Raw genomic sequence first — 22,135 nt, 5'->3', positions numbered from 1 at the left:
GTGTTACTCACCCGTTCGCCACTCGAGTACCCCTGCAAGCAGGAGCCTTTCCGTTCGACTTGCATGTGTTAAGCACGCCGCCAGCGTTCATCCTGAGCCAGGATCAAACTCTCCACAAAAAGTTTCAGAAAGAAACAGGCCGTGAAAAGCCCAAACCCAACCAAAAACAAACCAGCCAACACAAAGTGCTGGACTGGCAAAATCCAAAAATTACAAAGGTTCAAAACCAACCCCCAACCCGACGGGGTCAAAAACAAGGGGCTGGCCAAAAATACGTGAAACATGTTCAACCACACCCCACGCACACTATGAACCAAAACGATGACGCGATCCATCATTGGAATTCAACCACGCCACCACCGGCACACACCCACAGGCGCGCACCACACAGTGCACAAAAGGCAGGCAAACACACCCACGCAACAAAAGTACATTGGCACACTATCGAGTTCTCAAACAACACCAGCACACCCAAACCAACCCACACAACAGTGGACCAGCCTCAAGTGACTTTGGAATCCGCCAGCGATTGTTTTCCTGCCCGCCACACAAACCGGAAAGAATCTCACTCTCCAGCGGGGCGTTGTCGGTCTCGCTGACTCGATATAAGTTACACACACCCCACGCACAACACAAACCCGCAGCACAACGCGGGTTTTATGCGCGTTCTACATGTGCACCAAGCGCGTTTAACTGCTCGACAAAGGCCGGGTAGCCGCGGTCGATGTGGTGCACCTCGTGCACGGTGGTCACACCGTCCGCGACCAGGCCGGCGAGCACGAGGCCGGCGCCGGCGCGGATGTCGGAGGACCACACGTCGGTGGACGACAGGTTGTCCACTCCACGCAGCATGACATGGTGGCCGTCCACGTTGGCGTCGGCGCCCAGGCGCAGCATCTCGTCCACAAACCGGAAGCGGGCCTCAAAGACGTTCTCGGTGATCACGGATACGCCGTCGGCAATCGTCGCCAGCGCGATTGCCATGGGCTGCAGGTCCGTCGGAAAGCCGGGGTACGGCAAGGTCTGGTAGTCCACGGCGCGGGGACGCTGGTCCATGCGCACGCGGAACCCGTTGTCGTAGGTCTCCACGTTGGCGCCGGCGAGCTTCAGCTTCGACAGCGCCAGGTGCAGATGCCCGGGGGCGGCGCCGGTGACGGTGATGTCGCCCTGGGTCATGGCCGCGGCGTACGCCCAGGTACCGGCGACGATGCGGTCGCCGACCACCGTGTGCTCCGTCGGCGAGAGCGAATCCACACCATCGACGGTGATGGTGGACGTGCCCGCGCCTTCGATGCGCGCGCCCATGGAATTGAGCATGGAACACAGGTCCACGATCTCCGGCTCGCGCGCGGCGTTGTCAAGCACGGTGCGGCCGTCCGCAAGCACCGCCGCGGTGACGATGTTCTCCGTCGCACCCACGGACGGGAAGTCCAGCTTGATGGAGGCGCCGGTGAGTTTGTCTGCCCGCGCCACCACCGCGCCGTGCTCGATGTGGGTGGTCGCGCCCAGCTTCTCCAGGCCGGACTGGTGCATGTCCAGCGGGCGCGAGCCAATCGCGTCTCCGCCAGGAAGCGCCACGTACGCCTCGGTGCAACGGGCCACCAACGGCCCGAGCACTGCAACGGATGCGCGGAACTGGCGCACCGCGTCAAAGTCCGCGTGCGGGGACACTTCGGCCGGGGTGTGGATGCGCACCACATCGCCGTCAATGTCCACCTCGCAGCCCAGCCCGACCAGGACGTCGCGCATCAGCGGAACGTCCAGGATCCGGGGGCAGTTGCGCAGCGTGGTGGTGCCTTCGGCAAGAAGGGCCGCGGCCATCAGTTTGAGCACGCTGTTCTTGGCGCCGTCGACGCGAACTTCGCCCGCAAGCCGGGCGCCGCCTGAAACCAAAAACCGTTCTTTCACGTCCGCCACAGTACAGAACCGGAGGGACGTCGATTAGCAATTGTCTACGGCAGCGCGCCGATGCGACGCGCGGCGTTGACCGCCTCATACCTGGTGTGAGCACCGAGTTTGCGCATCACGCTGCGCAGGTAGGACTTCACGGTCTCCGCGCCGATGCCCATCTCGGCGGCGGCCTCCACGTTGGTGTGGCCGAGCGCCACGCATGCGAGCACGTCGAGCTCGCGGGCGGACAGCTTGGTGGTCTGCTTCACCGCCACCGGGGAGACGAGCTGTTCGCAGAGCTGCTCCAGCTCCTTGCGCAGCTTCTCGTCCTCCACCCGGTTGGTCAGCATGCGCAGCTTCGAATGGGTGGCGCGCACCTGCTCCCACTCGGCGCCGTTCATCGCGCGACCGGTCTTGGCGCCGGCGCGGTCCCCACCGTCGGAAGAGCGCAGCGCGGCGTTGACCGCAAGCTCCTGCTCGAGGGTGCGCGCGGTCATGGCGACCTCCTCGATGACCTTGTCGCCCAGACGCACCGGCGAGTGCACGCCGACGTACAACACGCCCCGGATCTCGCGCTGCACGATCACCGGCACGGCCACGACGGAGTGCAGGCCCTCGTCCTGGATCTGCTGGTCGTACTCGTGGGAGATCACGGACGCTCGCGTGTAGTCGGCGATGCCCACTGCGCGGCGGGTGGACACGACGCGGCCGCCCACGCCAGCCCCCTCGGCGACGCTGAGGTTCTGCAGCGCCGGGGTGCGCAGGCCGATCCACTGGGTGATTTGGATCCGGTTGTCCGACAGGAGAGTGCCGTACATGGCAACTGGAATTCCGGTTGCGGTCTTCAACGCGGTCAGTGCAGCACGGATCGCGTCATCGTCGTCCTTGATGCGCTGCGCATCCATCGTCATACGTGTCGCCTTCCACCGTTTCGGGGGCACCCGTTTGGGGAACACCCGAATCCGAACAGGACTCAAAAACAATCGTGATCATATCGCGCGAACGGGGGTAGCCAAATTTAGCCCCGCTCGAACGGCGGCCGATTCAACGCTTCCACGGCACCCAAAACGCCGGTCCGAACCATCCGGTACACACGGGACAAACCACACGGTCTAGTTCGGGGTGTATGCTGAGCCGCGAACAAACTCAATCAACCCAGGAGGCAATCTCTCATGGCGAAGATCGCAAGCAACGTTCTCGACCTCATCGGCGGCACCCCGCTCGTCGAGCTGAAGGACATCACCGAGGCCAACGGCTCCAAGGCCCGCGTGCTGGCCAAGCTGGAGTTCTACAACCCGGCCAACTCCGTCAAGGACCGCATCGGCAAGGCCATCATCGAGGCCGCCGAGGCATCCGGCGAGCTGAAGCCGGGCGGCACCATCGTCGAGGCCACCTCCGGCAACACCGGCATCGCACTCGCCCTCGCGGGCGCGGCGAAGGGCTACAAGGTCATCCTGACCATGCCGGAGACCATGTCCACCGAGCGCCGCGTGCTGCTGCGCGCCTACGGTGCAGAGATCGTGCTCACCCCGGGCGCCGCCGGCATGAAGGGTGCCGTGGAGAAGGCCAACGAGCTGGTGGAGCAGAACGAGGGCGCCATCCTGGCCCGCCAGTTTGAGAACGAGGCCAACCCGAAGATCCACTACGCCACCACCGGCCCGGAGATCTGGGAGGACACCGACGGCGAGGTGGACATCCTCGTCGCGGGCGTGGGCACCGGCGGCACCATCTCGGGCGCCGGCAAGTACCTCAAGGAGCAGAAGTCGGACGTCAAGGCCGTGGCCGTCGAGCCGGCTGCCTCCCCGCTGCTGTCCAAGGGCGAGGCTGGCCCGCACAAGATCCAGGGTCTGGGCGCGAACTTCATCCCGGGCACCCTGGACCGCAACGTCGTGGACGAGATCATCGCCGTGACCAACGAGGACGCCGTGTCCACCTCCCGCGAGCTCGCGGTCAAGGACGCCATCCTTGGCGGCATCTCCGCAGGTGCGAACGTCAAGGCGGCGCTGGAGCTGGCCGCGCGCGAGGAGAACGCCGGCAAGACCATCGTGGTCATCATCCCGGACTTCGGCGAGCGCTACGTCTCCACCGTCCTGTACGAGGACATCCGCGACTAAGCACCTTTTGCTTAGCGACGAGCTGTCGCCCCTCCCCCGGCCCCGACCCGATCGGCGCCGGGGGAATCTTTATCCCCACAAGAAATGAACCGCTTGGTACACTGCGCCCCATGCTTTCCCTGGCCGCAAAGGTAGTTTCCACCGTCCGCGAGGACCTGGCAAACGCGCGCGAACACGACCCAGCCGCGCGCGGCGACGTCGAAAACGCTGTCGTGTACTCGGGTCTGCACGCAATTTGGGTGCACCGCATCTGCCACGCCATGTGGGAACGCGACTGGAAGGGCCCGGCGCGCATCCTGGCGCAGCTGAACCGTTTCTTCACCGGTATTGAGATCCACCCCGGCGCGACGATCGGCCGCAGGTTCTTCATCGACCACGGCATGGGCATCGTCATCGGCGAGACCGCGGAGATCGGCGACGGTGTCATGCTCTACCACGGTGTGACCCTGGGCGGTCAGGTGCTCACGCAGACGAAGCGCCACCCCACCATCGGCGACAACGTCACCATCGGCGCCGGCGCCAAGGTGCTGGGCCCAGTGACCATCGGCGCCGGCTCCGCCGTCGGCGCGAACGCCGTGGTGACCAAGGACGTGCCGGAAAACTCCATCGCTGTCGGCATTCCGGCGAAGGTTCGCCCCCGTAAGACGGACGAGTGCATCAAGCTTGTGGACCCGGACAGCTACGTCGATCCGGGCAGCTACATCATCTGATTAGGCGAGCAGGTCCCGGTACTGCGGGTTCTGCTCGATGTAGCGCTCCACGGCGGGGCAGGACGGGGTGACCTGCATGCCGTCGGCGCGGGCGTCGTCAAGCGCTGCCTGGATCAGCGGCTTGGACAGGCCTTGGCCGCGGAACTTGGGGTCCACCACGGTGTGCGGCAGGTCGCGCACGCCGTTCGCGTCGGTGTAGGTGGCAAAGCCGGCGACTTCTTCGCCGACGAGGATTTCGTACTGGCCTTCCGTTTCGTTCTTGCGCACGGATACTTCCGGGTTCTCAGACATGCGGCCGACTATATATGTGAAACCCCTTCCGCGTCGCTGCGGAAGGGGTTTCGGGAGTGTGGCCAGAGCCAGGATCGAACTGGCGACCCCACACTTTTCAGGCGTGTGCTCTACCAACTGAGCTATCTGGCCGGAACTACTCGTTTGCCAAGCAATTCAGCGACCCTGACGGGACTTGAACCCGCGACCTCCGCCGTGACAGGGCGGCGCGCTAACCAACTGCGCCACAGGGCCATATTCTGTTGTTTCTGTGCCCTCTCAAGTGCGATTCACACTGTCGCTTGCACGAGTTGATACACTACACAGCACCCTCACACTGCTACAAATCGCCAGCGTGTGAGAGGTATCTCCCGGTTTCGGACCCGGTGCTTTCATGCCTATCGACGAGCTTCCGCACCGTGCCCGCCGCCACCACCTGCCCGCCCGCAGAGCCCGCCCCCGGGCCCAAGTCGATGACGTAATCGGCGCGAGACACCAGCGCTAGGTTGTGCTCCACCACGATCACGGTCGCGCCGGCGTCCACTAGCCGGTCGAACAGGTCCACCAGGCGCGCGGTGTCGGTGAGGTGCAGGCCGGTAGTGGGCTCGTCGAGCACGTAGGCGGACGCGGTCTTTTTCAGGCTCGCCGCGAGCTTGAGGCGTTGGCGCTCGCCGCCGGACAGGGTTGTCAGCGGCTGGCCGAGGGTGACGTAGCCCAGCCCGACGTCGATAAGGTGCCCGCACATCTTGGCGGCCGCGTTGACCTTGTTCTCCTTCAGGTAGGGCTGCGCTTCGTCGGCGGGCATTGCCAGCACCTCGGCGATGTTCTTGCCGCCGAGGGTGTGCACGAGCACGGCGTCGCTGAAACGCTTACCCTCGCAGACCTCGCAGGGCACATCCACGCCCTGCATTATGCCGAGATCCACGTAGACCACGCCTGCGCCCTTGCAGTGCTGGCACGCGCCGGCGGAGTTCGGCGAGAACATCGACGCCGGCTCGCCCGAGGCCTTCGCAAACGCTTTGCGGATCGGGTCCAACGCGCCGGTGTACGTGGCCGGGTTGGAGCGCCGCGACCCGGAGATGGGCGCCTGGTCCACCCACACCGCGTCTTCCAGCAGCGCGGAATCCTGCAACGCGCGAAGCAGGGAGGACTTGCCGGAACCCGCCACGCCCGTCACCGCGGTGAGCACGCCTGCGGAGATGTCCACGTCGATGTCGGCGAGGTTGTTCTCGCTCGCCCCGCGCACTTGCAGCCAATCGACGGGCTCGCGCGGGTCCTCCTTAAGCTCGACGCCGAGCTTCAGGCTCTCACCCGTGCGCGTGCCAGCCTCGCGCAGTTCATCGACGGTGCCCTCAAAAACAATCTGGCCGCCTTCGGTGCCCGCGCCGGGGCCGAGCTCGATGACGTGGTCCGCGGCCTCGATGGTCTGCGGGCGGTGCTCCACCACGAGCACGGTGTTGCCCTTGTCCCGCAGCGCGGTGAGCAGGCCGTTCAACCTGTCGATGTCGGCGGCGTGCAGGCCGGCGGTGGGCTCGTCGAAGACGTAGGTGACGTCCGAAAGCGCGGAGCCCAAGTGCCGGATCATCTTCACGCGCTGCGACTCGCCGCCGGAGAGCGTCGAACTCGGCCGATCCAGCGCGATGTAGCCCAGCCCGATGGCAACAAAATTCGCCAGCGCCTCGCGTATGGACGCCACCAGCGGCGCCACGCCCGGCGCGTCCACGCCCTCGAACCACTCGGCCAGGTCCTCGACCTCCATGGCGCACAGCTCGGCGATGTTCTTGCCGTTGATCTTCGATTCCAGCGTGTGCTGCGCCAGCCGGGTGCCGCCGCAGGCGGGGCAATCCACCTGGGTCACGGCGCGGTCCACAAACTCGCGGGCGGCTTTTTGCAGGCCCTCTTTTTCCTTGCTCAGCAGCGAGGCCTCCAGGCGCGGGATGAGACCCTGGTAGGTGGTGTTGAAGCCCAGGTACTGCACCTTCTCGGGCTCGCCGTAGAGCAGAGCGTGGCGCTGCTCGGCCGTGAACTTGCCGACAGGCACGTCCACCGGGAACTTTCCGGCCTCGGCGTAGGCGCGGAACTGCCAGGAGCCGGGCTTGTAGCCGGGCGCGAGGATGGCGCCGTCATCGATGGACAGCGAGTCGTCGACCACCTGCGCCTCGTCGAACCTGCTCGCGCGGCCGGTGCCGGCGCACTCCGGGCACATGCCGCCGGTGCGGGTGAAGTTCTTCACCACCTTCTTCTTGCCGGTCGCGTCCTTGATCGCGCCGCCGCCCGTCACGCTGGGGACGTTGAAGGAGTACGCGCCCGGCCCGCCGGCGTGCGGCTCCGCGATGCGCGAAAACAGCACACGCAGCATCGGCGTGACGTCCGTGGCGGTGCCGACGGTGGAGCGCACGTTCGCCCCGAGCGCAGACTGGTCCACCACGATCGCCGCGGTCACCCCTTCGAGCCCGACCACGTCCGGCCGCGCCATCGACGGCATGAAGCCCTGGACGAAGGACGAGTACGTCTCGTTGATCAGGCGCTGCGACTCGGCAGCAACGGTGTCGAAGACCAGCGAGGACTTGCCGGACCCGGACACGCCGGCGAACACGGTGAGGCGGCGTTTCGGGATCGTGACAGAGACGTCCCGCAGGTTGTTCTCGTTCGCGCCGGTAACAACGATTACGTCGTGGGCGTCAGCTTTGTTCTTCACGGGTGCCAAGCGTAGCTGCCGTCGCAAAGCAAAAGGCTCGAGGCGTACCTCGAGCTGATGGCGACCCTGACGGGACTTGAACCCGCGACCTCCGCCGTGACAGGGCGGCGCGCTAACCAACTGCGCCACAGGGCCGTACCCCCAACGGGATTCGAACCCGTGTTGCCGCCGTGAAAGGGCGGAGTCCTAGGCCTCTAGACGATGGGGGCCTGTCATCAAAGACAGCCGTTGAATCATACGACACCGCCTCCGCAGCAACCAAACGAGCACTACAGTGGCCTACATGGCTGAAGCAATCATCTACGACGCGACCCTATCCCCGACAAAAGATGAACTCCTTTCCGCGCACTCCCCCATCGTTGAATCCCTCGGTTCCTACCGTGTGGTGGACCGCGACGGCGAGGTGGGCATCGAAGTCCTTATCGGCCGCGATGTCAACGGCGCGCTGCGGCAGTTCGGTGTCTCCTACCGCGACGCGGGAGCCAAGCTTGACGACGAGCTCACGCCCATGAACCATTCCGTCCTCGGCGCCCGCTCCGTGGCGCCGCTGACCACGGATCCGGTGGCTGTGCGCGAGCTGATCCAGACGATACTTTCCGGCGGCGAGGGCGCGTCTTTCAGCAACGGCGCACCGATCTTCGCGGTGCGCGGCACGGGCCAGACCCCCGACGTGGCGGTCAGTGCGGCGGAGATTGAGGACCACAACGAGTACACCAGCATCGGCTCAGTGGACATCGACGGCGAAAAGCAGCGCTACCAGCTGCGCATCACCCGCGAGATCCTCGACGCCCAGGTGGCGGAGCCGGACGACCTCGCGCTCGTGCGCGCGGACGACGGCGTGATCCTCATGCGCCTCGAGGTCTGGAAGTAGGCCTTAGCCCGGCAGAATGAGCAGGCTGGCCGCCATGACGGCCATACCCGCGATGAGTCCGTAGATCGCGGTGTGGTGGCGGCCGGTATGAATTGCCGTGGGCAAAAGCTTGTCCAGGCTGACAAACACCATGATCCCGGCGATGGCGGCGTAGGCCACGCCGAGCGTCTCCGGGCCCAGGAAGGGGCGAAGCAGCACAAACCCGATCAGTGCGCCCAACGGCTCGGCCAAACCAGACAGCGTGGCCCAGCCGGCGGCCTTCCACTTCTTCCCTGTGGCCTGGCGCAGCGGCACGGCCACCGCCACGCCTTCCGGGATGTTGTGGATGGCGATCGCGATGGCAATCGGAAGCCCCAGCGCCGGGTTTTCCAGCGCCGCGATGAACGAGGCGAAGCCCTCCGGGAAGTTGTGCACCGCGATGGCTAAGCCGGTGACCACGCCGACGTTGCGCATGGTCTTTCCGCCCGAAGGGTCTTCGTGCGGGTTGATGTCGTCGGGCACAAACCTGTCGATCAACGCGATCACAGCGATGCCCGCGAAGAACGCGACGGTGCCCCACAGCTGCGCCCTGTCGTCGCCCCCGAGCGAGGCGACCCCCTCCGGCAGCAGCTCCACCAGCGAGATGTAGACCATCACGCCGGCGGAAAATCCCAGCGAAGCAGCGAGAAACTTGTCACTGGGGTTGCGCTTGAGCGCCACAAGCAGGCCGCCGAGGCCGGTAGACAAACCGGCGAACAGCGACAGACCGAACGCGAGCCCAAAGTTCATGCGGCAACTCTAGCCCGCCCAGCCGCCCCTGGATGCAACAAACCCCCGCCGCAATATAGCGACGGGGGTTGAAGGTGGGCCCTGCGGGGATCGAACCCGCGACCTGCGGATTAAAAGTCCGTAGCTCTACCAGCTGAGCTAAAGGCCCGCGGGGGCTAATGGTAGCCCCTAGGACCATTAGCCCGGAAATCGGGGCAGGGTTAGTCCTGCTTCATCATCGTGCCGGTCTCTTCCATGCGCAGGTGGAAGTCGAAGGCGTGGCGCAGATCGTGCGGGGTTGCCTGGTACTTGCACTTGGAAGCGAGCTCGACGTACTCCTCCAGCAGCGGGCGGTACGACGGGTGGGCGATGGAGATCATCTTGGCCACGCGGTCGCGCGGGGCCAGGCCGCGCAGGTCGGCCACGCCGTACTCGGTGATGAAGACCATCGCGTCGTGCTCGTTGTGGTCGATGTGGGACGCGAACGGGACGATTGCGGAAATCGCACCGTCCTTCGCCACCGACGGGGAGATGAAGGAGGAGATGTAGGCGTTGCGGGTGAAGTCGCCGGAGCCGCCCAGGGCGTTCATCAGACGGGAGCCGTTGATGTGGGTGGAGTTGGCGTTGCCGTAGATGTCCGCCTCGATCATGCCGTTCGACGCGATCAGGCCGGTGCGGCGGATGACCTCCGGGTGGTTGGAGATGGACTGCGGGCGCAGGATGATGGACTCGCGGTAGCGCGAGGCCTCGTTGTTCATCTTCTCCGCGTACTCCGGCGACAGGGAGAACGACGTTGCGGACGCCACGGTCATCTTGCCGGCGTCGATCAGGTCGACCATGCCGTCCTGGATCACCTCGGTGTAGGCCTGGATGTTCTCGAACTTGGAGTCCATCAGGCCCGCCATCACCGCGTTGGGGACGTTGCCCACGCCGGACTGCATGACGTAGCCGTCGTAGGCCAGGCGGCCGGCCTTGACCTCGTTCTCCAGGAAGTCGAGGAAGTTGCCGGCGATCTGCTCGGAGATCTCGTCCGGCGCCTTGAACGGGGCGTTGCGGTCCGGGTCGTTCGTCTCAATGACGGCGACGACCTTCTCCGGGTCGATCTCGATGTAAGTGGTGCCGATGCGGTCGCCGCACTTGGTGATCGGGATCGGGATGCGGTTCGGCAGCGGCGGCACGGTCCAGATGTCGTGCATGCCCTCGAGCTCCTCGGACTGCCAGGAGTTGACCTCGATGATGATCTTCTTGGCGGCGTTGAGGAACTCCACGGAGTTGCCCACCGAGGAGGACGGGACGATGTTGCCGTCCTCGGTGATGCGCACGGCCTCCACGATGGCCAGGTCGACCTCGCCGAAGAAGCCCTGCTCAACCATCATGCCGGAGTGCGACAGGTGGATGTCCTGGAACTTCATCTCGCCGGCGTTGATCTTGTTACGCATGGTCGGGTCGGACTGGTACGGCATGCGGTAGCGCAGCGCACCGGCCTCGGCGAGCACGCCGTCGCACTCCGGTGCGGTGGAGGCGCCGGTGTACATGTCGATGGAGAAGTCCTGGCCCTTCTCATGGGCGGCCTTCGCTTTCTCCGCGATGGCGGCGGGCATAGCCTTGGGGTAGCCGGCGCCGGTGAAGCCGGAGGTGCCGACCTTGTCGCCGTGGTTGACAAACTGGACAGCCTCTTCGGCGGACATAACCTTGTCGCGCAGCTTGGCGCTTGCAATGCGGTCGCTCATGATGCTCCCTCAAATCGTTTCGTGCGGGTATATAACATTTCCCACCATATTGTGACGTACGCCCCACTGCCAGGATTCGGGCGGAGCTCGTCGAAAAGCAAGTGCTTAGCGACGGCTCCGTACCCCCGAACGGGCGTAAACCCGACGATTGGACGGGACGCGTAGTCCACGGGAAGAATGGGCGGCACTATGACTGCAGTTGCCCCCGCCCTGACTATCGGCGGCATTGACTTGAGCTCCCCCGTCATCCTCGCGCCGATGGCCGGGGTGACAAACATGCCGTTTCGCGTGCTGTGCCGCGAGATTGAAGAAGAGCTCACCGGCACCTCCTCGGGCTTGTACGTCTGCGAGATGATCACGGCGCGCGCCATGGTGGCCCGCAACCAGAAAACCCTGCACATGACCACCTTCGCCGACGTGGAAACCCCGCGGTCGATGCAGCTGTACACCGTGGACCCCAAGTTCACCTACGAGGCAGTGCGCATGATCGTGGAGGAAGACATCGCCGACCACGTGGACATGAACTTCGGCTGCCCGGTGCCCAAGGTCACCCGCAAGGGCGGCGGCTGCGCCATCCCGTACAAGCGCCGCCTGTACGGCAACATCGTCGACGCCGCCGTGCGCGCCGCCGAAGGCTCCGGCATCCCGATCACGGTGAAGTTCCGCATCGGCATCGATGACGAGCACCACACCCACCTCGACGCGGGCCGCATCGCCGCCGAGGCAGGAGCCGCCGCAGTGGCCCTGCACGCCCGCACCGGCGCGGAGCGCTACTCGGGCGAGGCCCACTGGGACGAGATCGGCCGCCTGGTCGAGCACATGGACGGCACCGGCGTGCCCGTGATCGGCAACGGCGACATCTTCGCCGCCGACGACGCCGCGAAGATGATGGAGCAGACTGGCTGCCACGGCGTGGAGGTCGGCCGCGGATGCCTGGGACGGCCGTGGCTGTTCGCCCAACTCGGCGCGCAGCTGCGCGGCGAGGACATCCCGCCGGAGCCCACCCTGGGGCAGGTTGCGGGCATCATCTACCGCCACGCGGAGCTGCTGGCTGCCCACGACGGCGAGGAGCACGCCTGCCGCGACATCCGCAAGCACACCGGGTGGTACCTGCGCGGCTTCCCCGTCGGCGGCGAGTTCCGCAAGTCTTTAGCCCAGGTCAGCTCCCTGGCAGAGCTGAAGGAGCGTCTGGCGCCCATCGCCGACTCGGACGAGATGGCCCAGCACGCCGACGACGCCCGCGGGCGCCAGGGCTCCGCCGGCAAGATCGCACTGCCCGAGGGGTGGCTGGACGACCCCGAAGACGACACCGTTCCCGAAGGCGCCGAAATTGAAAATAACGGCGGGTAAACCCGCCAGCATGCGTAGCATGAAGCCCATGCTTCGCACCGTGTACAGAGAACATCTCCAGGCCTTTAACGAGGACGTCCTCGAGATGTGCGACTCCGTGCGCGAAGTCATGGAACACGCCACGGCCGCGCTCTTGGAGCAATCCCTGGAGGACGCCGAAGCCGCCCTGACGGCCACGGACGGGCTCAAAGAGATCAGCCAGCGCTGCGAGGAACGCAGCATGAGCCTGCTCGCGCTGCACAGCCCCGTCGCCTACGACCTGCGCCAGGTGATCTCCGCGATCTACATCGTAGAAAGTTTCGAACGCATGGGGTCGCTGGCGAAGAACATCGCGCTGTTGGCCCGCCTGCGCCACCCCGACCCCGTCTACCCCGAGCCGCTGCACGGCTACGTCCAGGAGCTCGCCCGGCTCGTCTACGAGATGGGTGCCGCGACGCGGAAACTGCTGGTCGAGCCCGACGCCGACGCCGCCGTGGAGCTGCACACTATCGACGAGGGCGTGGACGACATGAAGGCCTTCCTCAGCACCCTGGTGACCGACCGGGAATGGCAGTTCACCAACCGGGAAGCCGTGGACGTGTCCATGCTGGCGCGCTACTACGAGCGATACGCCGACCGCTGCGTCAGCGTCGCCCGGCGCATGGTCTTCCTCATCACCGGGCTCAAGCCCGAGGCATACGTGCAGCAGCGCGACGAGGTGGACTACGACCCGGTGAAGAAGTTCGCCACCATCGAGCGCAAGTTCCGCAAACGGAAGTAGGTCCAAAAAGGGCGGCGCCCCTTGCGGTGCGTGGGGCACCGAAGGGGCGCGTCGAAAAGCAGAATGCTTTAGCCGAAGCGGCCGGAGATGTAGTCCTCGGTCTCCTTCTGCTCCGGGTTCTCGAAGATGGTGGTGGTGTCGTTGAACTCCACCAGGTGGCCCGGCTTACCGGTGGCCTCGAGGGAGAAGAAGGCGGTCTTGTCGGACACACGCGCAGCCTGCTGCATGTTGTGGGTCACGATGACGATGGTGTACTCGTTCTTCAGCTCGTGGATGAGGTCCTCCACGGCGAGGGTGGAAATCGGGTCCAGGGCGGAGCAGGGCTCGTCCATGAGCAGGACCTCCGGGCGCACAGCGATCGCGCGCGCGATGCACAGACGCTGCTGCTGACCGCCGGAAAGGCCGCCGCCCGGCTTGTCCAGGCGGTCCTTGACCTCTTCCCACAGGTTCGCGCCGCGCAGGGACTGCTCGGCAACTTCCTTGAGCTTCTTCTTGTCCTTCTCGCCGGACAGGCGCAGGCCCGCGACGACGTTGTCCTCGATGGACATGGTCGGGAACGGGTTGGCCTTCTGGAACACCATGCCGATGGTGTTGCGCACGGCAACCGGGTCGACGTTCTTGCCGTAAATGTCGTTGCCGTCAAGGAGGATCTCGCCCTTCACGGATGCGCCGGGGATGACCTCGTGCATGCGGTTCAGGGTGCGCAGCACGGTGGACTTGCCGCAGCCGGACGGGCCGATGAAGGCGGTCACGGCCTTGGACGGGATCTGCATGTTGACGTTCTGCACGGCGTGGAAGTCGCCGTAGTAGATGTTGACGTCGTTGAGTTCGAGCTTGGTAGACATCTGGGTTTCTCCTGGGATGGGTGGGAACGCGGGTGGGTTACTTCTTGACCGAGTAGCGCTTCGCCACGAATCGAGCGAGCAGGTTCAGGGTGACAACGAGGATCACGAGCGTCAGCGCCGCTCCCCAGAGTCGGTCGTTTGCCGGGCCGGTCGCACCGGACTTCCACATGTCCAGCATGAACAGCGGCAGCGAGGACTGCGGCTTGTCAAACATGTTGAACCAGTTCGTGGTCGGGGTGGAGCCGACGAGGATCAGCACCGGGGCGGACTCGCCCATCACGCGGGCGATGGCGAGCATGACGCCGGTGACGATGCCGGACAGTGCCGTCGGCAGCACGATGCGCATGATGGTCTTCCACTTCGGAACACCCAGTGCGTAGGACGCCTCGCGCAGGTCCATCGGAACCACGCGCAGCATCTCCTCGGTGTTGCGGACCACAACCGGGATCATGAGCAGGATCAGCGACAGGGACACTGCGAAGCCGGAACGCTGCTGGCCCAGGATGGTGATCCACAGGGCGTAGACGAACAGCGCGGCGACGATGGACGGCACACCGGAGAGGATGTCCACCATGAAGGTGGTCAGCTTGCCCAGCCTTTTGCCGTTGGAGTACTCCACCAGGTAGATCGCGGTGAAGATGCCGATCGGGATGGAAAACAGCGACGCGACCAGCGTCTGCATCAGCGTGCCGGCGATGGCGTGGAGTGCGCCGCCGCCCGGCTTGGAGGAGCGCACGCCCACCATGTCCTGGGTCCACCAGGCCGGGTCGATCACGGCGCCCAGGCCGCGGGAGACCACGGTGATGAGCAGCCAGAGCAGCGGGATCAGGGCGAGGATCATGCACAGCCACATCAGGCCGCCCATGATCGAGTTGGTGGTCTTGCGGCTTGCGGCGATGTCGGTGAACGGGCTTTCACCTTTACGACGCGCCGGAGCGGAGTTCTTGGTTGCTACCTGGGAGGAGCCGTTGTTCGGTACTGCAGTAGACATATCTGCTTTCCGCTCCTTACTTGTTAACGATCGCGCGGGCGATCGAGTTGACGATGAAGGTCAGCAGGAACAGCACCAGGCCGGCGGCGATGTACGCGCCTGCGGAGACCGGGTTGTTGAACTCTGCGGCGGCGTTGGCGATCGCAGTGGCGAAGGTGGTGCCGCCGTCGAACAGCGAGCCGCGGAAGTCGTTCGCCGGTGCCACAGCCATGTACAGCGCCATGGTCTCACCCAGCGCGCGGCCGAGGCCGAGCATGGAACCGGCGATGAAGCCGGACATACCGAACGGGATCACGGTCATGCGGATGACTTCCCAGCGGGTGGCGCCGAGAGCCAGTGCCGACTCGATCTGGCCCGGAGGGGTCTGCACGAAGATCTCGCGGGCGGTTGCGGCGATGATCGGCAGGATCATGATGGCCAGGACGATGCCGCCGGTCATCATGTTGCGGGCCGTGGAGAACGGCGGGGAGTTCTGGTAGGTGGCGAACAGGAAGAAGTCGCCGCCCCAGCTGTTGACCCACTTGTAGAAGTCGCCCAGCAGCGGGCCGAGCACCTGCGCGCCCCACAGGCCGTAGACGATGGACGGCACGGCGGCGAGCATGTCCACCAGGGTGCCCAGCGGGCGGACCAGCTTCGGCGGGCAGTAGTTGGACAGGAACAGTGACACGCCGAGGGCGATAGGCATCGCGATGACCAGCGCGATCAGCGAGATGGTCACCGTGGAGAAGAACAGGTTCGGGATACCGAATTTCATTGCGTCCAGGTTCGCCGTCTGCCAGCCGCCACCGTAGGTGAGGAAGCCGATCAAGCCGCGGTCGTTACGCATCAGCGGCGGGAGGGCCTGGATGAGCAGGAAGATACCGATCGCCGCGACCAGCACAGTGATCAGCGTCGCGGAGGCGGTGGAGAGGAACTCGAAAACGCGGTCGCCCGGGCGCTTCACGCCGGAGCCTTTGCTTGCGTTGTCCGCTACCGGGGTGTTTCCGCCGTCGCCTTTTGTCAGGGTGGCGCCCGTTGAGTTCTGGATTACAGGATCAGTGGTGTTCGCGGGTCCTGCTCCGCGGTCGAGGTGATCGTTAGCAGCCATATGCTCGAATCCTTCGAAGATGAATCGTTGTGGGCGGCGGAAACTGGGGCTTGCGCTCCACTTCTCCGCATAGAGAGACCCCCAAAGATCGGAATCTGAGGGGGTCTATCTGCCTACTGCGGCCTCAGACCGCAGTAGCCGGTTGCCAGCAATTACTTGATGGCGTTGATAGCCTCGCGCAGGCGCTCAGCGTGTGCACCCTTGACCGGGATGAAGCCCTCAGCAGCGAGCTCGTCGTCCTGGCTGTCCAGAGCAACGTTGAGGAAGTCCTTGACCATCTTGGAGGTTGCCTCGTCGTAGCCGGCGGAGCAGACGATCTCGTAGGTGGTCAGAACCAGCGGGTATGCGCCAGCAGCGTTGGTCTTGAACAGCTTGTCAGAGTCGACGACCATGTTGTGGCCCTCGGTCTTGAACTCGAGGCCGTCCAGGGTCTTCTCAACAGCCTCGTCGGTCAGCTCAACCGGGCCGCCACCGAAGTCGATGTTGGCCTTCTTGTCAGCGAAGCCAGCCTCGACGTAGGTGATTGCGCCCTCGGTTGCGTTGACCTCCTGTGCCACACCGGAGGAGCCGTTGGCGCCGGTGCCCACAGCGTTCGGGAATGCCTTGCCGGTGGACTCCCACTTGCCGTCGGAAGCGGCAGCCAGGAACTTCTGGAAGTTGTCGGAGGTGCCGGACTCGTCGGAGCGGTAGAAGACGTTGATCGGAGCGTCCGGGAGCTCGACGCCCTCGTTGTTCTCGGCGATCTTCGGGTCGTTCCAGGTGGTGATGACGCCCTGGAAGATCTCGACGATGTTGTCGACGGTCAGGTTCAGCTCGTCCACGCCGTCCAGGTTGTAGGCGATTGCGACCGGGCCGATGACGAACGGCAGGTGCCATGCCTCGTTGCCGCCGCAGCGGTCAGCGGCTGCCTGGACCTGATCGTCCTTCAGCGGGGAGTCGGAGCCAGCGAAGACTGCCTGGTTGGCGATGAAGTTCTTCTGGCCAGCGCCGGAGCCGGACGGGGTGTAGGCCAGCTGAGCACCCGGAACCTCGGATGCGTAGACGGACGCGAAGTAGTCCATCGCGTTCTGCTGGGAGGAAGCGCCCTCTGCGACGAGGGTGCCCTCCTGGCCGGAGAGCTCGTAGTCGCCGGACTTCGAGTCGCTGTCCTTGTCGTCGGAGGACACGGCCTCGGTTGCGGACTCAACAGCGTCGGTAGCTGCGTTGTCCTCGGAGTCGCCGCAAGCGACGAGGGAAGCGGAAGAGAGGGCAACGACGCCAGCGATTGCGGCGGTGCGCTTGAAGTTACGGATCACGGGATACCTTTCCGGTGCTAACGGGTCAGTTTCGAGTGTCGGAACAACTGTCCGATTACTCACGAGTGCAAACCTACGGAACCCTGGTTAATGGCCGGTAGCCAGTTAAGTGAATAACTGGTGAACTCCCGCCCATCACAACGTTTCCGCAGGTAAAAGCCAGGCTACCGGTAGACAACGTGACTTTCATCAACTTTGAAGCCGAGCTGCGTATAGCGCTTCACAGCGGGCTCATTGTCTGCCTCAACATAGAGGATGACCTGCGGGGATCCACCCTGGACAAGGTGCGCCAACCCCATCTGCATCAATGGTCCCCCCATTCCCTCCCCCCGATGCTCTGAGGCAAGCCCAACCACATACACCTCACTCGTCCCATCAGGGTGGCGCTTGGTCCAGTGGAACCCAGCCAACTGTTCGCCTTCGTACAGCAGCTGCACACCCGCCGGGTCGAACCACTCAGCCTCCATCGCACGGTGCAGCCGCTCCACGTCCCAGCCCCCCTGTTCCGGGTGCCAGGAAAAGGCGTCGTTGTTCACGGCGAGCCATTGCTTCTCGACGGCGTCCCGCCCCCAACGCTCCACCGCCCCCACGTAGTCCAGGGCCTCGAACCCTGCCGGCAGCTCTGGCCCGCCGGCAGGGATGTCGTCGGCGGAAATCCCCATCACCAGCAGCTCCCGGACTACCTCGAGCCCCAGTTTCGCCGCGAGCGCCTTCGCCCCCGGAAGGTTGCCGTGCGCCCACAGCCCGGCGTCAGGGTTTTCGGCACGGACTGTGCGCGCCAGTGCTTCGCCGATGGCTTCGCGGCGGCGCTCCGGGTGCACGACCAGCTCCGCTGAGCCGTCCTCCGCCAGTCCCGCGCAGGCCACCACCTCGCCGTCGCGCTCGGCCAGGAAGTGGGCGTGGCGGAGGCGATCGTCGTCAAGCCCCTGCACAAAGCTTTCGGAGAAGGCGGCGATGCCATCGGCATCTTCGGCGGCCTCGAGCAAGGGTCGCACGCGGTCGCCGGGCAGGTGGGCGCTTAGGATATCGGCAGTCATGGCTCCCAAGGCTACGTGCGGGAAGGAGGGCGCGGTGAAGAAAGCGGTCGTGGTCGCGGCGGTACTCGTCGCCGCCCTCGGGCTCGCGGATACCGCGCTGGCCTCGCACGTGGAGCACGACCTCGCGCGCGAAGGCGTGGAGGCGGAGGTCAGCGCCGTGCCCTTTGTGTGGTCGGGCATCTCAGGCCGCGTCCCGCGCGTCACCGTGAAGCGCACCGACGCGGACATCCCCGGCCCCGGGGTGGGCACGGTGAGCGTGGAGATGTTCAACCTCAAGCTGGACACGTCTTCGGATGCGCTGCGCGGCGAGGTCGTCGGCGCGGATGCCCGCCTGGTGCGCCGCCGCATCCGCCTCGATGGCGTGGGCTTCGGCGAGCTGCTGGGCATTACGGACCTGGACATGGCCAACCCCTACGACATCTCCCCCACCGGCGGCGTGGCCAGCGAGGCGCGCCTGACCGGCACCGCGCCCGGCGCGCGCGAGCCCGCCACCGTGGTGGTGACGCTGCGGCTTGACGACGGCACGTTCCGCATGCGGCCGAGCCAGCTACTCGACGTCGCGGACGGCGACGAACAGGCCGTGCTGGACGGTTTCAGTCTCGACCTGGACACCCGGGAGCTGCCGCTCGGCGGGCCCGCGGACCTGGTGCAGCTGCGCGGCGGCTCGCTCGAGCTGTCCCGCGACCGGGTAAACACTGTGGTGGAGCCCGCGGATCTGGAACCGCTGGCGGGAGCGTCTACGCTTGGGAAGCATGACTGAGCAAGACAACACCCCAGAAAACAAGCTCAACGGCAACGACGCTGTGAACCTCGCGGCGGAGCAGTCCAAGGAGACCGCGCACCGCAACATCCCGGAGCTGGGATTCGAGGACATGCCGCTCGAGGCGGACACGGCCAACCTGCGTTACGGGCCGTCGCTTCACGACGGCCTTTTGGCCCTGCTGCCGCTCGTCGGCGTGTGGACCGGCTCCGGCCAGGCCAACGACCCGTCCGACCCGGAGGGCGATGAATACGCCTTCGGCCAGCAGCTCGTCGTCTCCCACGACGGCGAGAACTACCTGCGCTTCGAGTCCCGCATCTGGCGCCTGGATTCCGAGGGCAACGCCACCGGCGCGGACCAGCGCGAGGTGGGGTTCTGGCGCATCTCGCTCAAGGACGAGATTGAGGTGACGCTGACGAACTCCCGCGGTTTGGTGGAAATCATGTACGGCGGCCTGGTCAACGAGCGCGCGTGGCAGCTCACCAGCGCCTCCACCATCGCCACGGAGACCGGCCCGGCGGCCCACGGCCCAGGCAAGCGCCTCTACGGCCTGATGCCCAACAACAACCTGGGCTGGGTGGACGAGCGTGCCGTCGACGGCGAGATGGTGCCCTACATGTCCGCCGAGCTCAAGCGAGTGGCGGGCTAAGCTATCGCGTCTTCAATGAGCTGCCTGATCTCCGACGCGTTGTCGGGGGCGGGCAGCTTTTCGCCGTCGAGGCGCTTCACGCGCGCGGCGATGCGGGTGGAGCTGACCAACCAGACGGACTCGGCTTTCAGCAGCTCGCCCAAGTAGATGTCCTTGGCCTTGCACTTCCAGCCGAGCTTTTCCGCGTGCTCGAAGACGGCGGCCTGGGTGGTGCCGGCCATCACGCCCGCGCCCGGGGCCGGGGTGCGCAGGCGGCCGCCCTTTTTCACCATGAGCACGCTCGACGTCGCGCCTTCGAGCACGCGCCCGGTCTCCGGGTCGATGTAGATGATGTCGTCCGCGCCCTGCTCCCCCGCCCAGCGCAGCGCCGCCATGGTCAGCGCGTAGTTCAGCGTTTTCGCGCCGTCGCGCATCCACGGCACGTCCAAGTCGATGGCGTAGCCGCGCGGGGTGGTCAGCACGCTCACCCCGCGTTCGCGCTGGCGCAGCACGGTCTCCGGCAGCGGCCGCACCGTGATCCAGGCGGTGGGCACCCCGGTGGTTTCGCGCCCGCGGGTCATGGTCCAAGTAACCTTCGCCTCGATGTCCGCGGCGTCCCCGCGCTCACGGCAGTAGTCGGCCACCGCTTCCTCGGTCGCGCGGACCCAGTGCTCCCGGCCCGGCTCCGGCAGGCCCAAAAGCTCCGCGGAGCGTACAAAGCGTTTGAAGTGCTTGCCCAGGTTCAGCGGTTCACCCCCGCGCACCAGGATGGATTCGAAGATGCCGTCGCCGCGGGTGACGGCCGCGTCGTCCCAGAACACGTGCGGCATGTTCGGGTTCTGGCGCCGCACCGAGCCACCGAACGGCTCCACCAGGTAGATCACGGGCGCGGGCGTTAGCTGGGGAAAAACCATAGTGCCCCTATGATAGGCGCCCATGGGTTACGCATCGGAGCTTTTGACACGTCCCGGCGCACAGGAGCTGCCCGGGGCCTCGCTTCTCGACGCCAAAGGGGTCCCCTGGCACTACGGCAACCCCCTCGTGGAGCAGCGCATCACCGAACCGACGCTGGTGGACCGCTCCCACCGCGCCGTCGTCGCCGTCTCGGGCCCTGACGCGCCGACATTCCTCAACAACCTGCTCTCGCAGAAGCTGGACGACGTCGCCGACGGCTTCGCCGCTGCCGCCCTGGACCTGGACGCGCAGGGCCGCATCCTGCACCACGCCGACGTGGCGGTGGCCGACGGCGTCTACTACTTCGACCTGACGTCCTACCAGCGCGAATCCTTCGTGGACTTCCTGCGAAAGATGGTGTTCTGGTCCGAGGTGACCATCGAGGAGCCGGACCTGGCGGTGCTGACCATCCTGGGCCCGGTGGCGCAGCCGGACCTGGGCCAGGTGTTCACCCGCCGCCTCGACGGCTGGGGCGGGGTCGGCCGCACCGACATCGCGGTGCCGAAGGCCCGGATTGCCGAGGTCGCGGACCAGTTTCCCCTCGCGGGGCTGATGGCCTTTACCGCCTTCCGCGTCGCCGCCGGCGAGCCGGAAACGCGCGCGGACTTGGACGAGAAATCCATCCCGCACGAGGCACCGAACCTGATCAACCGCGGCGACGCTATCCGCGCCGTCCACCTGGATAAGGGCTGCTACCGCGGGCAGGAAACCGTCGCGCGCGTGGAGAACCTGGGCCGCTCCCCCAGGCTGCTCGTCAAGCTGCAGCTGGACGGCTCCGCCCCGTCCGAGCCGGAGATCGGCGCAGAGATCACCGCCGGCGGGCGCAAGGTGGGCAGGCTCGGCACCGTGGTGCACGACGCGGACGAAGGCCCGGTCGCCCTCGCCCTGGTGAAGCGTTCGGCGCTACAGGCGCCGCTGGATATCGGCGGCACGGCGGCGTCGGTGGACCAGTCGTCCCTGCCTGCGGATGAGGGCGACCACGCGGGACGCCGGGCCGTCGATAGGCTGAGGCGCGGACCTGAGAGCCAGCTATAAAAGCTGTTCAGACCCCCAAAGCGCATTTTTTCTGAGCGCAAGCTATAGTGTCCTACAGGAAAATATCGTAAATAAGTATGAGGCCGCCTCTTTAGAAGGCCGCCCAAGAACCACCTCAAGGGGGTCACGCCATGGGCCGCGGACGCGCAAAAGCCAAGCAGACCAAGGTTGCTCGCCAGCTGAAGTACAACACTCCTGAAATGGACCTGGATTCCCTGCAGCGAGAGCTTGCAGGCCAGGCCCCGCGACGCAGCTGGGACGACGACGAGGCAGAGGTGGACGACCAGTACGCGGAGTACGCGGACTGGGACGACGAGGACGACGACCGCTAGTCCACCACCTCAATGAAAAAGCACCCCTTGC

21 protein-coding genes, 5 tRNA genes and 1 rRNA gene are annotated in these 22,135 nt (G+C 65.6%); 9 read left to right on the top strand and 18 right to left on the bottom strand.

Annotation, left to right across the window (positions count from 1 at the left end; translation table 11 throughout):
* The 3 genes from MHX64_RS10765 to ramA all read right to left on the bottom strand — a co-directional run.
* Positions 1–119, bottom strand: a 16S ribosomal RNA gene (locus tag MHX64_RS10765); the annotation flags it as partial.
* A gap of 538 nt (positions 120–657) precedes the next feature.
* Positions 658–1,908: a UDP-N-acetylglucosamine 1-carboxyvinyltransferase gene (murA, locus tag MHX64_RS10760; RefSeq protein ID WP_181889011.1), complete on the bottom strand. Its 1,251-nt coding sequence runs from the start codon at positions 1,906–1,908 to the stop codon at positions 658–660.
* A 44-nt stretch (positions 1,909–1,952) separates the two neighbouring features.
* The gene (gene ramA, locus MHX64_RS10755) at positions 1,953–2,795 is read right to left on the bottom strand and encodes an acetate metabolism transcriptional regulator RamA (protein ID WP_181889639.1); all 843 of its coding nucleotides are present in this window, start codon (positions 2,793–2,795) and stop codon (positions 1,953–1,955) included.
* Positions 2,796–3,062: 267 nt separating this feature from the next.
* Between ramA and cysK the strand changes: the two genes are divergently transcribed.
* The gene (gene cysK / locus MHX64_RS10750; RefSeq protein ID WP_181889012.1) at positions 3,063–4,004 is read left to right on the top strand and encodes a cysteine synthase A; all 942 of its coding nucleotides are present in this window, start codon (positions 3,063–3,065) and stop codon (positions 4,002–4,004) included.
* Between the two features lie 110 nt (positions 4,005–4,114).
* A complete protein-coding gene (gene epsC, locus MHX64_RS10745; RefSeq protein ID WP_239357422.1) occupies positions 4,115–4,714 on the top strand; it encodes a serine O-acetyltransferase EpsC in 600 nt (199 codons plus the stop codon).
* Here the strand turns inward: epsC and MHX64_RS10740 are convergent, their stop codons facing one another.
* The 6 genes from MHX64_RS10740 to MHX64_RS10715 form a co-directional block, all read right to left on the bottom strand.
* Positions 4,715–5,005, bottom strand: coding sequence for a GNAT family N-acetyltransferase (locus MHX64_RS10740; RefSeq protein WP_239357421.1), 291 nt, complete (start codon positions 5,003–5,005; stop codon positions 4,715–4,717).
* 59 nt (positions 5,006–5,064) lie between these two features.
* Positions 5,065–5,137 (bottom strand) — tRNA-Phe (locus MHX64_RS10735).
* Positions 5,138–5,165: 28 nt separating this feature from the next.
* Positions 5,166–5,239: transfer RNA gene (locus MHX64_RS10730), tRNA-Asp, on the bottom strand.
* Between the two features lie 85 nt (positions 5,240–5,324).
* The gene (locus tag MHX64_RS10725; protein WP_239357420.1) at positions 5,325–7,682 is read right to left on the bottom strand and encodes an excinuclease ABC subunit UvrA; all 2,358 of its coding nucleotides are present in this window, start codon (positions 7,680–7,682) and stop codon (positions 5,325–5,327) included.
* Between the two features lie 58 nt (positions 7,683–7,740).
* Positions 7,741–7,817 (bottom strand) — tRNA-Asp (locus MHX64_RS10720).
* A 1-nt stretch (position 7,818) separates the two neighbouring features.
* Positions 7,819–7,891 (bottom strand) — tRNA-Glu (locus MHX64_RS10715).
* A 74-nt stretch (positions 7,892–7,965) separates the two neighbouring features.
* Here MHX64_RS10715 and MHX64_RS10710 point away from each other — a divergent pair.
* Positions 7,966–8,553: a hypothetical protein gene (locus MHX64_RS10710; protein WP_239357419.1), complete on the top strand. Its 588-nt coding sequence runs from the start codon at positions 7,966–7,968 to the stop codon at positions 8,551–8,553.
* Positions 8,554–8,556: 3 nt separating this feature from the next.
* Here the strand turns inward: MHX64_RS10710 and zupT are convergent, their stop codons facing one another.
* The 3 genes from zupT to MHX64_RS10695 all read right to left on the bottom strand — a co-directional run bounded on the left by zupT (position 8,557) and on the right by MHX64_RS10695 (position 11,030).
* Positions 8,557–9,321, bottom strand: coding sequence for a zinc transporter ZupT (gene zupT / locus MHX64_RS10705; RefSeq protein ID WP_239357418.1), 765 nt, complete (start codon positions 9,319–9,321; stop codon positions 8,557–8,559).
* Positions 9,322–9,396: 75 nt separating this feature from the next.
* A tRNA-Lys gene (locus tag MHX64_RS10700) sits at positions 9,397–9,469 on the bottom strand.
* 52 nt (positions 9,470–9,521) lie between these two features.
* Positions 9,522–11,030: an acetyl-CoA hydrolase/transferase family protein gene (locus MHX64_RS10695; protein WP_239357417.1), complete on the bottom strand. Its 1,509-nt coding sequence runs from the start codon at positions 11,028–11,030 to the stop codon at positions 9,522–9,524.
* Between the two features lie 189 nt (positions 11,031–11,219).
* On the opposite strand from MHX64_RS10695, the gene dusB reads away from it, so the two are divergent.
* Both dusB and MHX64_RS10685 read left to right on the top strand, forming a co-directional pair.
* The gene (dusB, locus tag MHX64_RS10690) at positions 11,220–12,380 is read left to right on the top strand and encodes a tRNA dihydrouridine synthase DusB (protein WP_239357416.1); all 1,161 of its coding nucleotides are present in this window, start codon (positions 11,220–11,222) and stop codon (positions 12,378–12,380) included.
* Between the two features lie 28 nt (positions 12,381–12,408).
* Positions 12,409–13,140, top strand: a complete 732-nt coding sequence (locus MHX64_RS10685) for a PhoU domain-containing protein (RefSeq protein ID WP_239357415.1) — start codon at positions 12,409–12,411, stop codon at positions 13,138–13,140.
* Positions 13,141–13,208: 68 nt separating this feature from the next.
* Here MHX64_RS10685 and pstB read toward each other — a convergent pair whose 3' ends face one another.
* The 5 genes from pstB to mshD all read right to left on the bottom strand — a co-directional run bounded on the left by pstB (position 13,209) and on the right by mshD (position 18,395).
* Complete coding sequence (pstB, locus tag MHX64_RS10680; protein ID WP_181889021.1) at positions 13,209–13,985, bottom strand: phosphate ABC transporter ATP-binding protein PstB; 777 nt, start codon at positions 13,983–13,985, stop codon at positions 13,209–13,211.
* A 37-nt stretch (positions 13,986–14,022) separates the two neighbouring features.
* Positions 14,023–14,976 (bottom strand): phosphate ABC transporter permease PstA, encoded by a 954-nt coding sequence (gene pstA / locus MHX64_RS10675; protein WP_370642132.1) that lies wholly within the window; start codon positions 14,974–14,976, stop codon positions 14,023–14,025.
* 16 nt (positions 14,977–14,992) lie between these two features.
* Entirely contained in the window at positions 14,993–16,063 is a 1,071-nt protein-coding gene (gene pstC, locus MHX64_RS10670; RefSeq protein WP_239357414.1) for a phosphate ABC transporter permease subunit PstC, read from the bottom strand.
* A 152-nt stretch (positions 16,064–16,215) separates the two neighbouring features.
* On the bottom strand, positions 16,216–17,358 hold the full coding sequence (pstS, locus tag MHX64_RS10665; RefSeq protein ID WP_239357412.1) for a phosphate ABC transporter substrate-binding protein PstS: 1,143 nt from the start codon (positions 17,356–17,358) through the stop codon (positions 16,216–16,218).
* A 164-nt stretch (positions 17,359–17,522) separates the two neighbouring features.
* The gene (mshD, locus tag MHX64_RS10660) at positions 17,523–18,395 is read right to left on the bottom strand and encodes a mycothiol synthase (RefSeq protein ID WP_239357410.1); all 873 of its coding nucleotides are present in this window, start codon (positions 18,393–18,395) and stop codon (positions 17,523–17,525) included.
* Positions 18,396–18,429: 34 nt separating this feature from the next.
* Between mshD and MHX64_RS10655 the strand changes: the two genes are divergently transcribed.
* A complete protein-coding gene (locus MHX64_RS10655; RefSeq protein ID WP_239357408.1) occupies positions 18,430–19,155 on the top strand; it encodes a DUF2993 domain-containing protein in 726 nt (241 codons plus the stop codon).
* Positions 19,148–19,804 (top strand): FABP family protein, encoded by a 657-nt coding sequence (locus MHX64_RS10650; RefSeq protein WP_239357406.1) that lies wholly within the window; start codon positions 19,148–19,150, stop codon positions 19,802–19,804. The genes MHX64_RS10655 and MHX64_RS10650 overlap by 8 nt, the downstream gene beginning before the upstream one ends.
* On the opposite strand, the gene MHX64_RS10645 is transcribed toward MHX64_RS10650, so the two are convergent.
* Complete coding sequence (locus MHX64_RS10645; protein ID WP_239357405.1) at positions 19,801–20,697, bottom strand: aminodeoxychorismate lyase; 897 nt, start codon at positions 20,695–20,697, stop codon at positions 19,801–19,803. The genes MHX64_RS10650 and MHX64_RS10645 overlap by 4 nt on opposite strands.
* A gap of 22 nt (positions 20,698–20,719) precedes the next feature.
* Between MHX64_RS10645 and MHX64_RS10640 the strand changes: the two genes are divergently transcribed.
* Together MHX64_RS10640 and MHX64_RS10635 are read left to right on the top strand one after the other, a co-directional pair.
* Complete coding sequence (locus MHX64_RS10640; RefSeq protein WP_239357404.1) at positions 20,720–21,772, top strand: folate-binding protein YgfZ; 1,053 nt, start codon at positions 20,720–20,722, stop codon at positions 21,770–21,772.
* Between the two features lie 131 nt (positions 21,773–21,903).
* A complete protein-coding gene (locus MHX64_RS10635) occupies positions 21,904–22,104 on the top strand; it encodes a DUF3073 domain-containing protein (RefSeq protein ID WP_181889030.1) in 201 nt (66 codons plus the stop codon).
* The last annotated feature ends 31 nt before the right edge of the window (positions 22,105–22,135 follow it).

It is taken from the genome of Corynebacterium sp. ACRPZ, assembly GCF_022346205.1.
Lineage (GTDB): Bacteria > Actinomycetota > Actinomycetes > Mycobacteriales > Mycobacteriaceae > Corynebacterium > Corynebacterium lehmanniae.
Note: the sequence above shows the minus strand (reverse complement) of the source record. Positions and strands in the feature narration are given on the sequence as shown.

Coding starts and splice junctions, on each gene's coding strand:
- ramA (WP_181889639.1), bottom strand. CDS start 2,795: ATGGATGCGCAGCGCATCAAGGACGACGATGACGCGATCCGTGCTGCA.
- cysK (WP_181889012.1), top strand. CDS start 3,063: ATGGCGAAGATCGCAAGCAACGTTCTCGACCTCATCGGCGGCACCCCG.
- epsC (WP_239357422.1), top strand. CDS start 4,115: ATGCTTTCCCTGGCCGCAAAGGTAGTTTCCACCGTCCGCGAGGACCTG.
- MHX64_RS10740 (WP_239357421.1), bottom strand. CDS start 5,005: ATGTCTGAGAACCCGGAAGTATCCGTGCGCAAGAACGAAACGGAAGGC.
- MHX64_RS10710 (WP_239357419.1), top strand. CDS start 7,966: ATGGCTGAAGCAATCATCTACGACGCGACCCTATCCCCGACAAAAGAT.
- zupT (WP_239357418.1), bottom strand. CDS start 9,321: ATGAACTTTGGGCTCGCGTTCGGTCTGTCGCTGTTCGCCGGTTTGTCT.
- MHX64_RS10695 (WP_239357417.1), bottom strand. CDS start 11,030: ATGAGCGACCGCATTGCAAGCGCCAAGCTGCGCGACAAGGTTATGTCC.
- dusB (WP_239357416.1), top strand. CDS start 11,220: ATGACTGCAGTTGCCCCCGCCCTGACTATCGGCGGCATTGACTTGAGC.
- MHX64_RS10685 (WP_239357415.1), top strand. CDS start 12,409: ATGCTTCGCACCGTGTACAGAGAACATCTCCAGGCCTTTAACGAGGAC.
- pstB (WP_181889021.1), bottom strand. CDS start 13,985: ATGTCTACCAAGCTCGAACTCAACGACGTCAACATCTACTACGGCGAC.
- pstA (WP_370642132.1), bottom strand. CDS start 14,976: ATGTCTACTGCAGTACCGAACAACGGCTCCTCCCAGGTAGCAACCAAG.
- pstC (WP_239357414.1), bottom strand. CDS start 16,063: ATGGCTGCTAACGATCACCTCGACCGCGGAGCAGGACCCGCGAACACC.
- mshD (WP_239357410.1), bottom strand. CDS start 18,395: ATGACTGCCGATATCCTAAGCGCCCACCTGCCCGGCGACCGCGTGCGA.
- MHX64_RS10650 (WP_239357406.1), top strand. CDS start 19,148: ATGACTGAGCAAGACAACACCCCAGAAAACAAGCTCAACGGCAACGAC.
- MHX64_RS10645 (WP_239357405.1), bottom strand. CDS start 20,697: ATGGTTTTTCCCCAGCTAACGCCCGCGCCCGTGATCTACCTGGTGGAG.
- MHX64_RS10640 (WP_239357404.1), top strand. CDS start 20,720: ATGGGTTACGCATCGGAGCTTTTGACACGTCCCGGCGCACAGGAGCTG.
- MHX64_RS10635 (WP_181889030.1), top strand. CDS start 21,904: ATGGGCCGCGGACGCGCAAAAGCCAAGCAGACCAAGGTTGCTCGCCAG.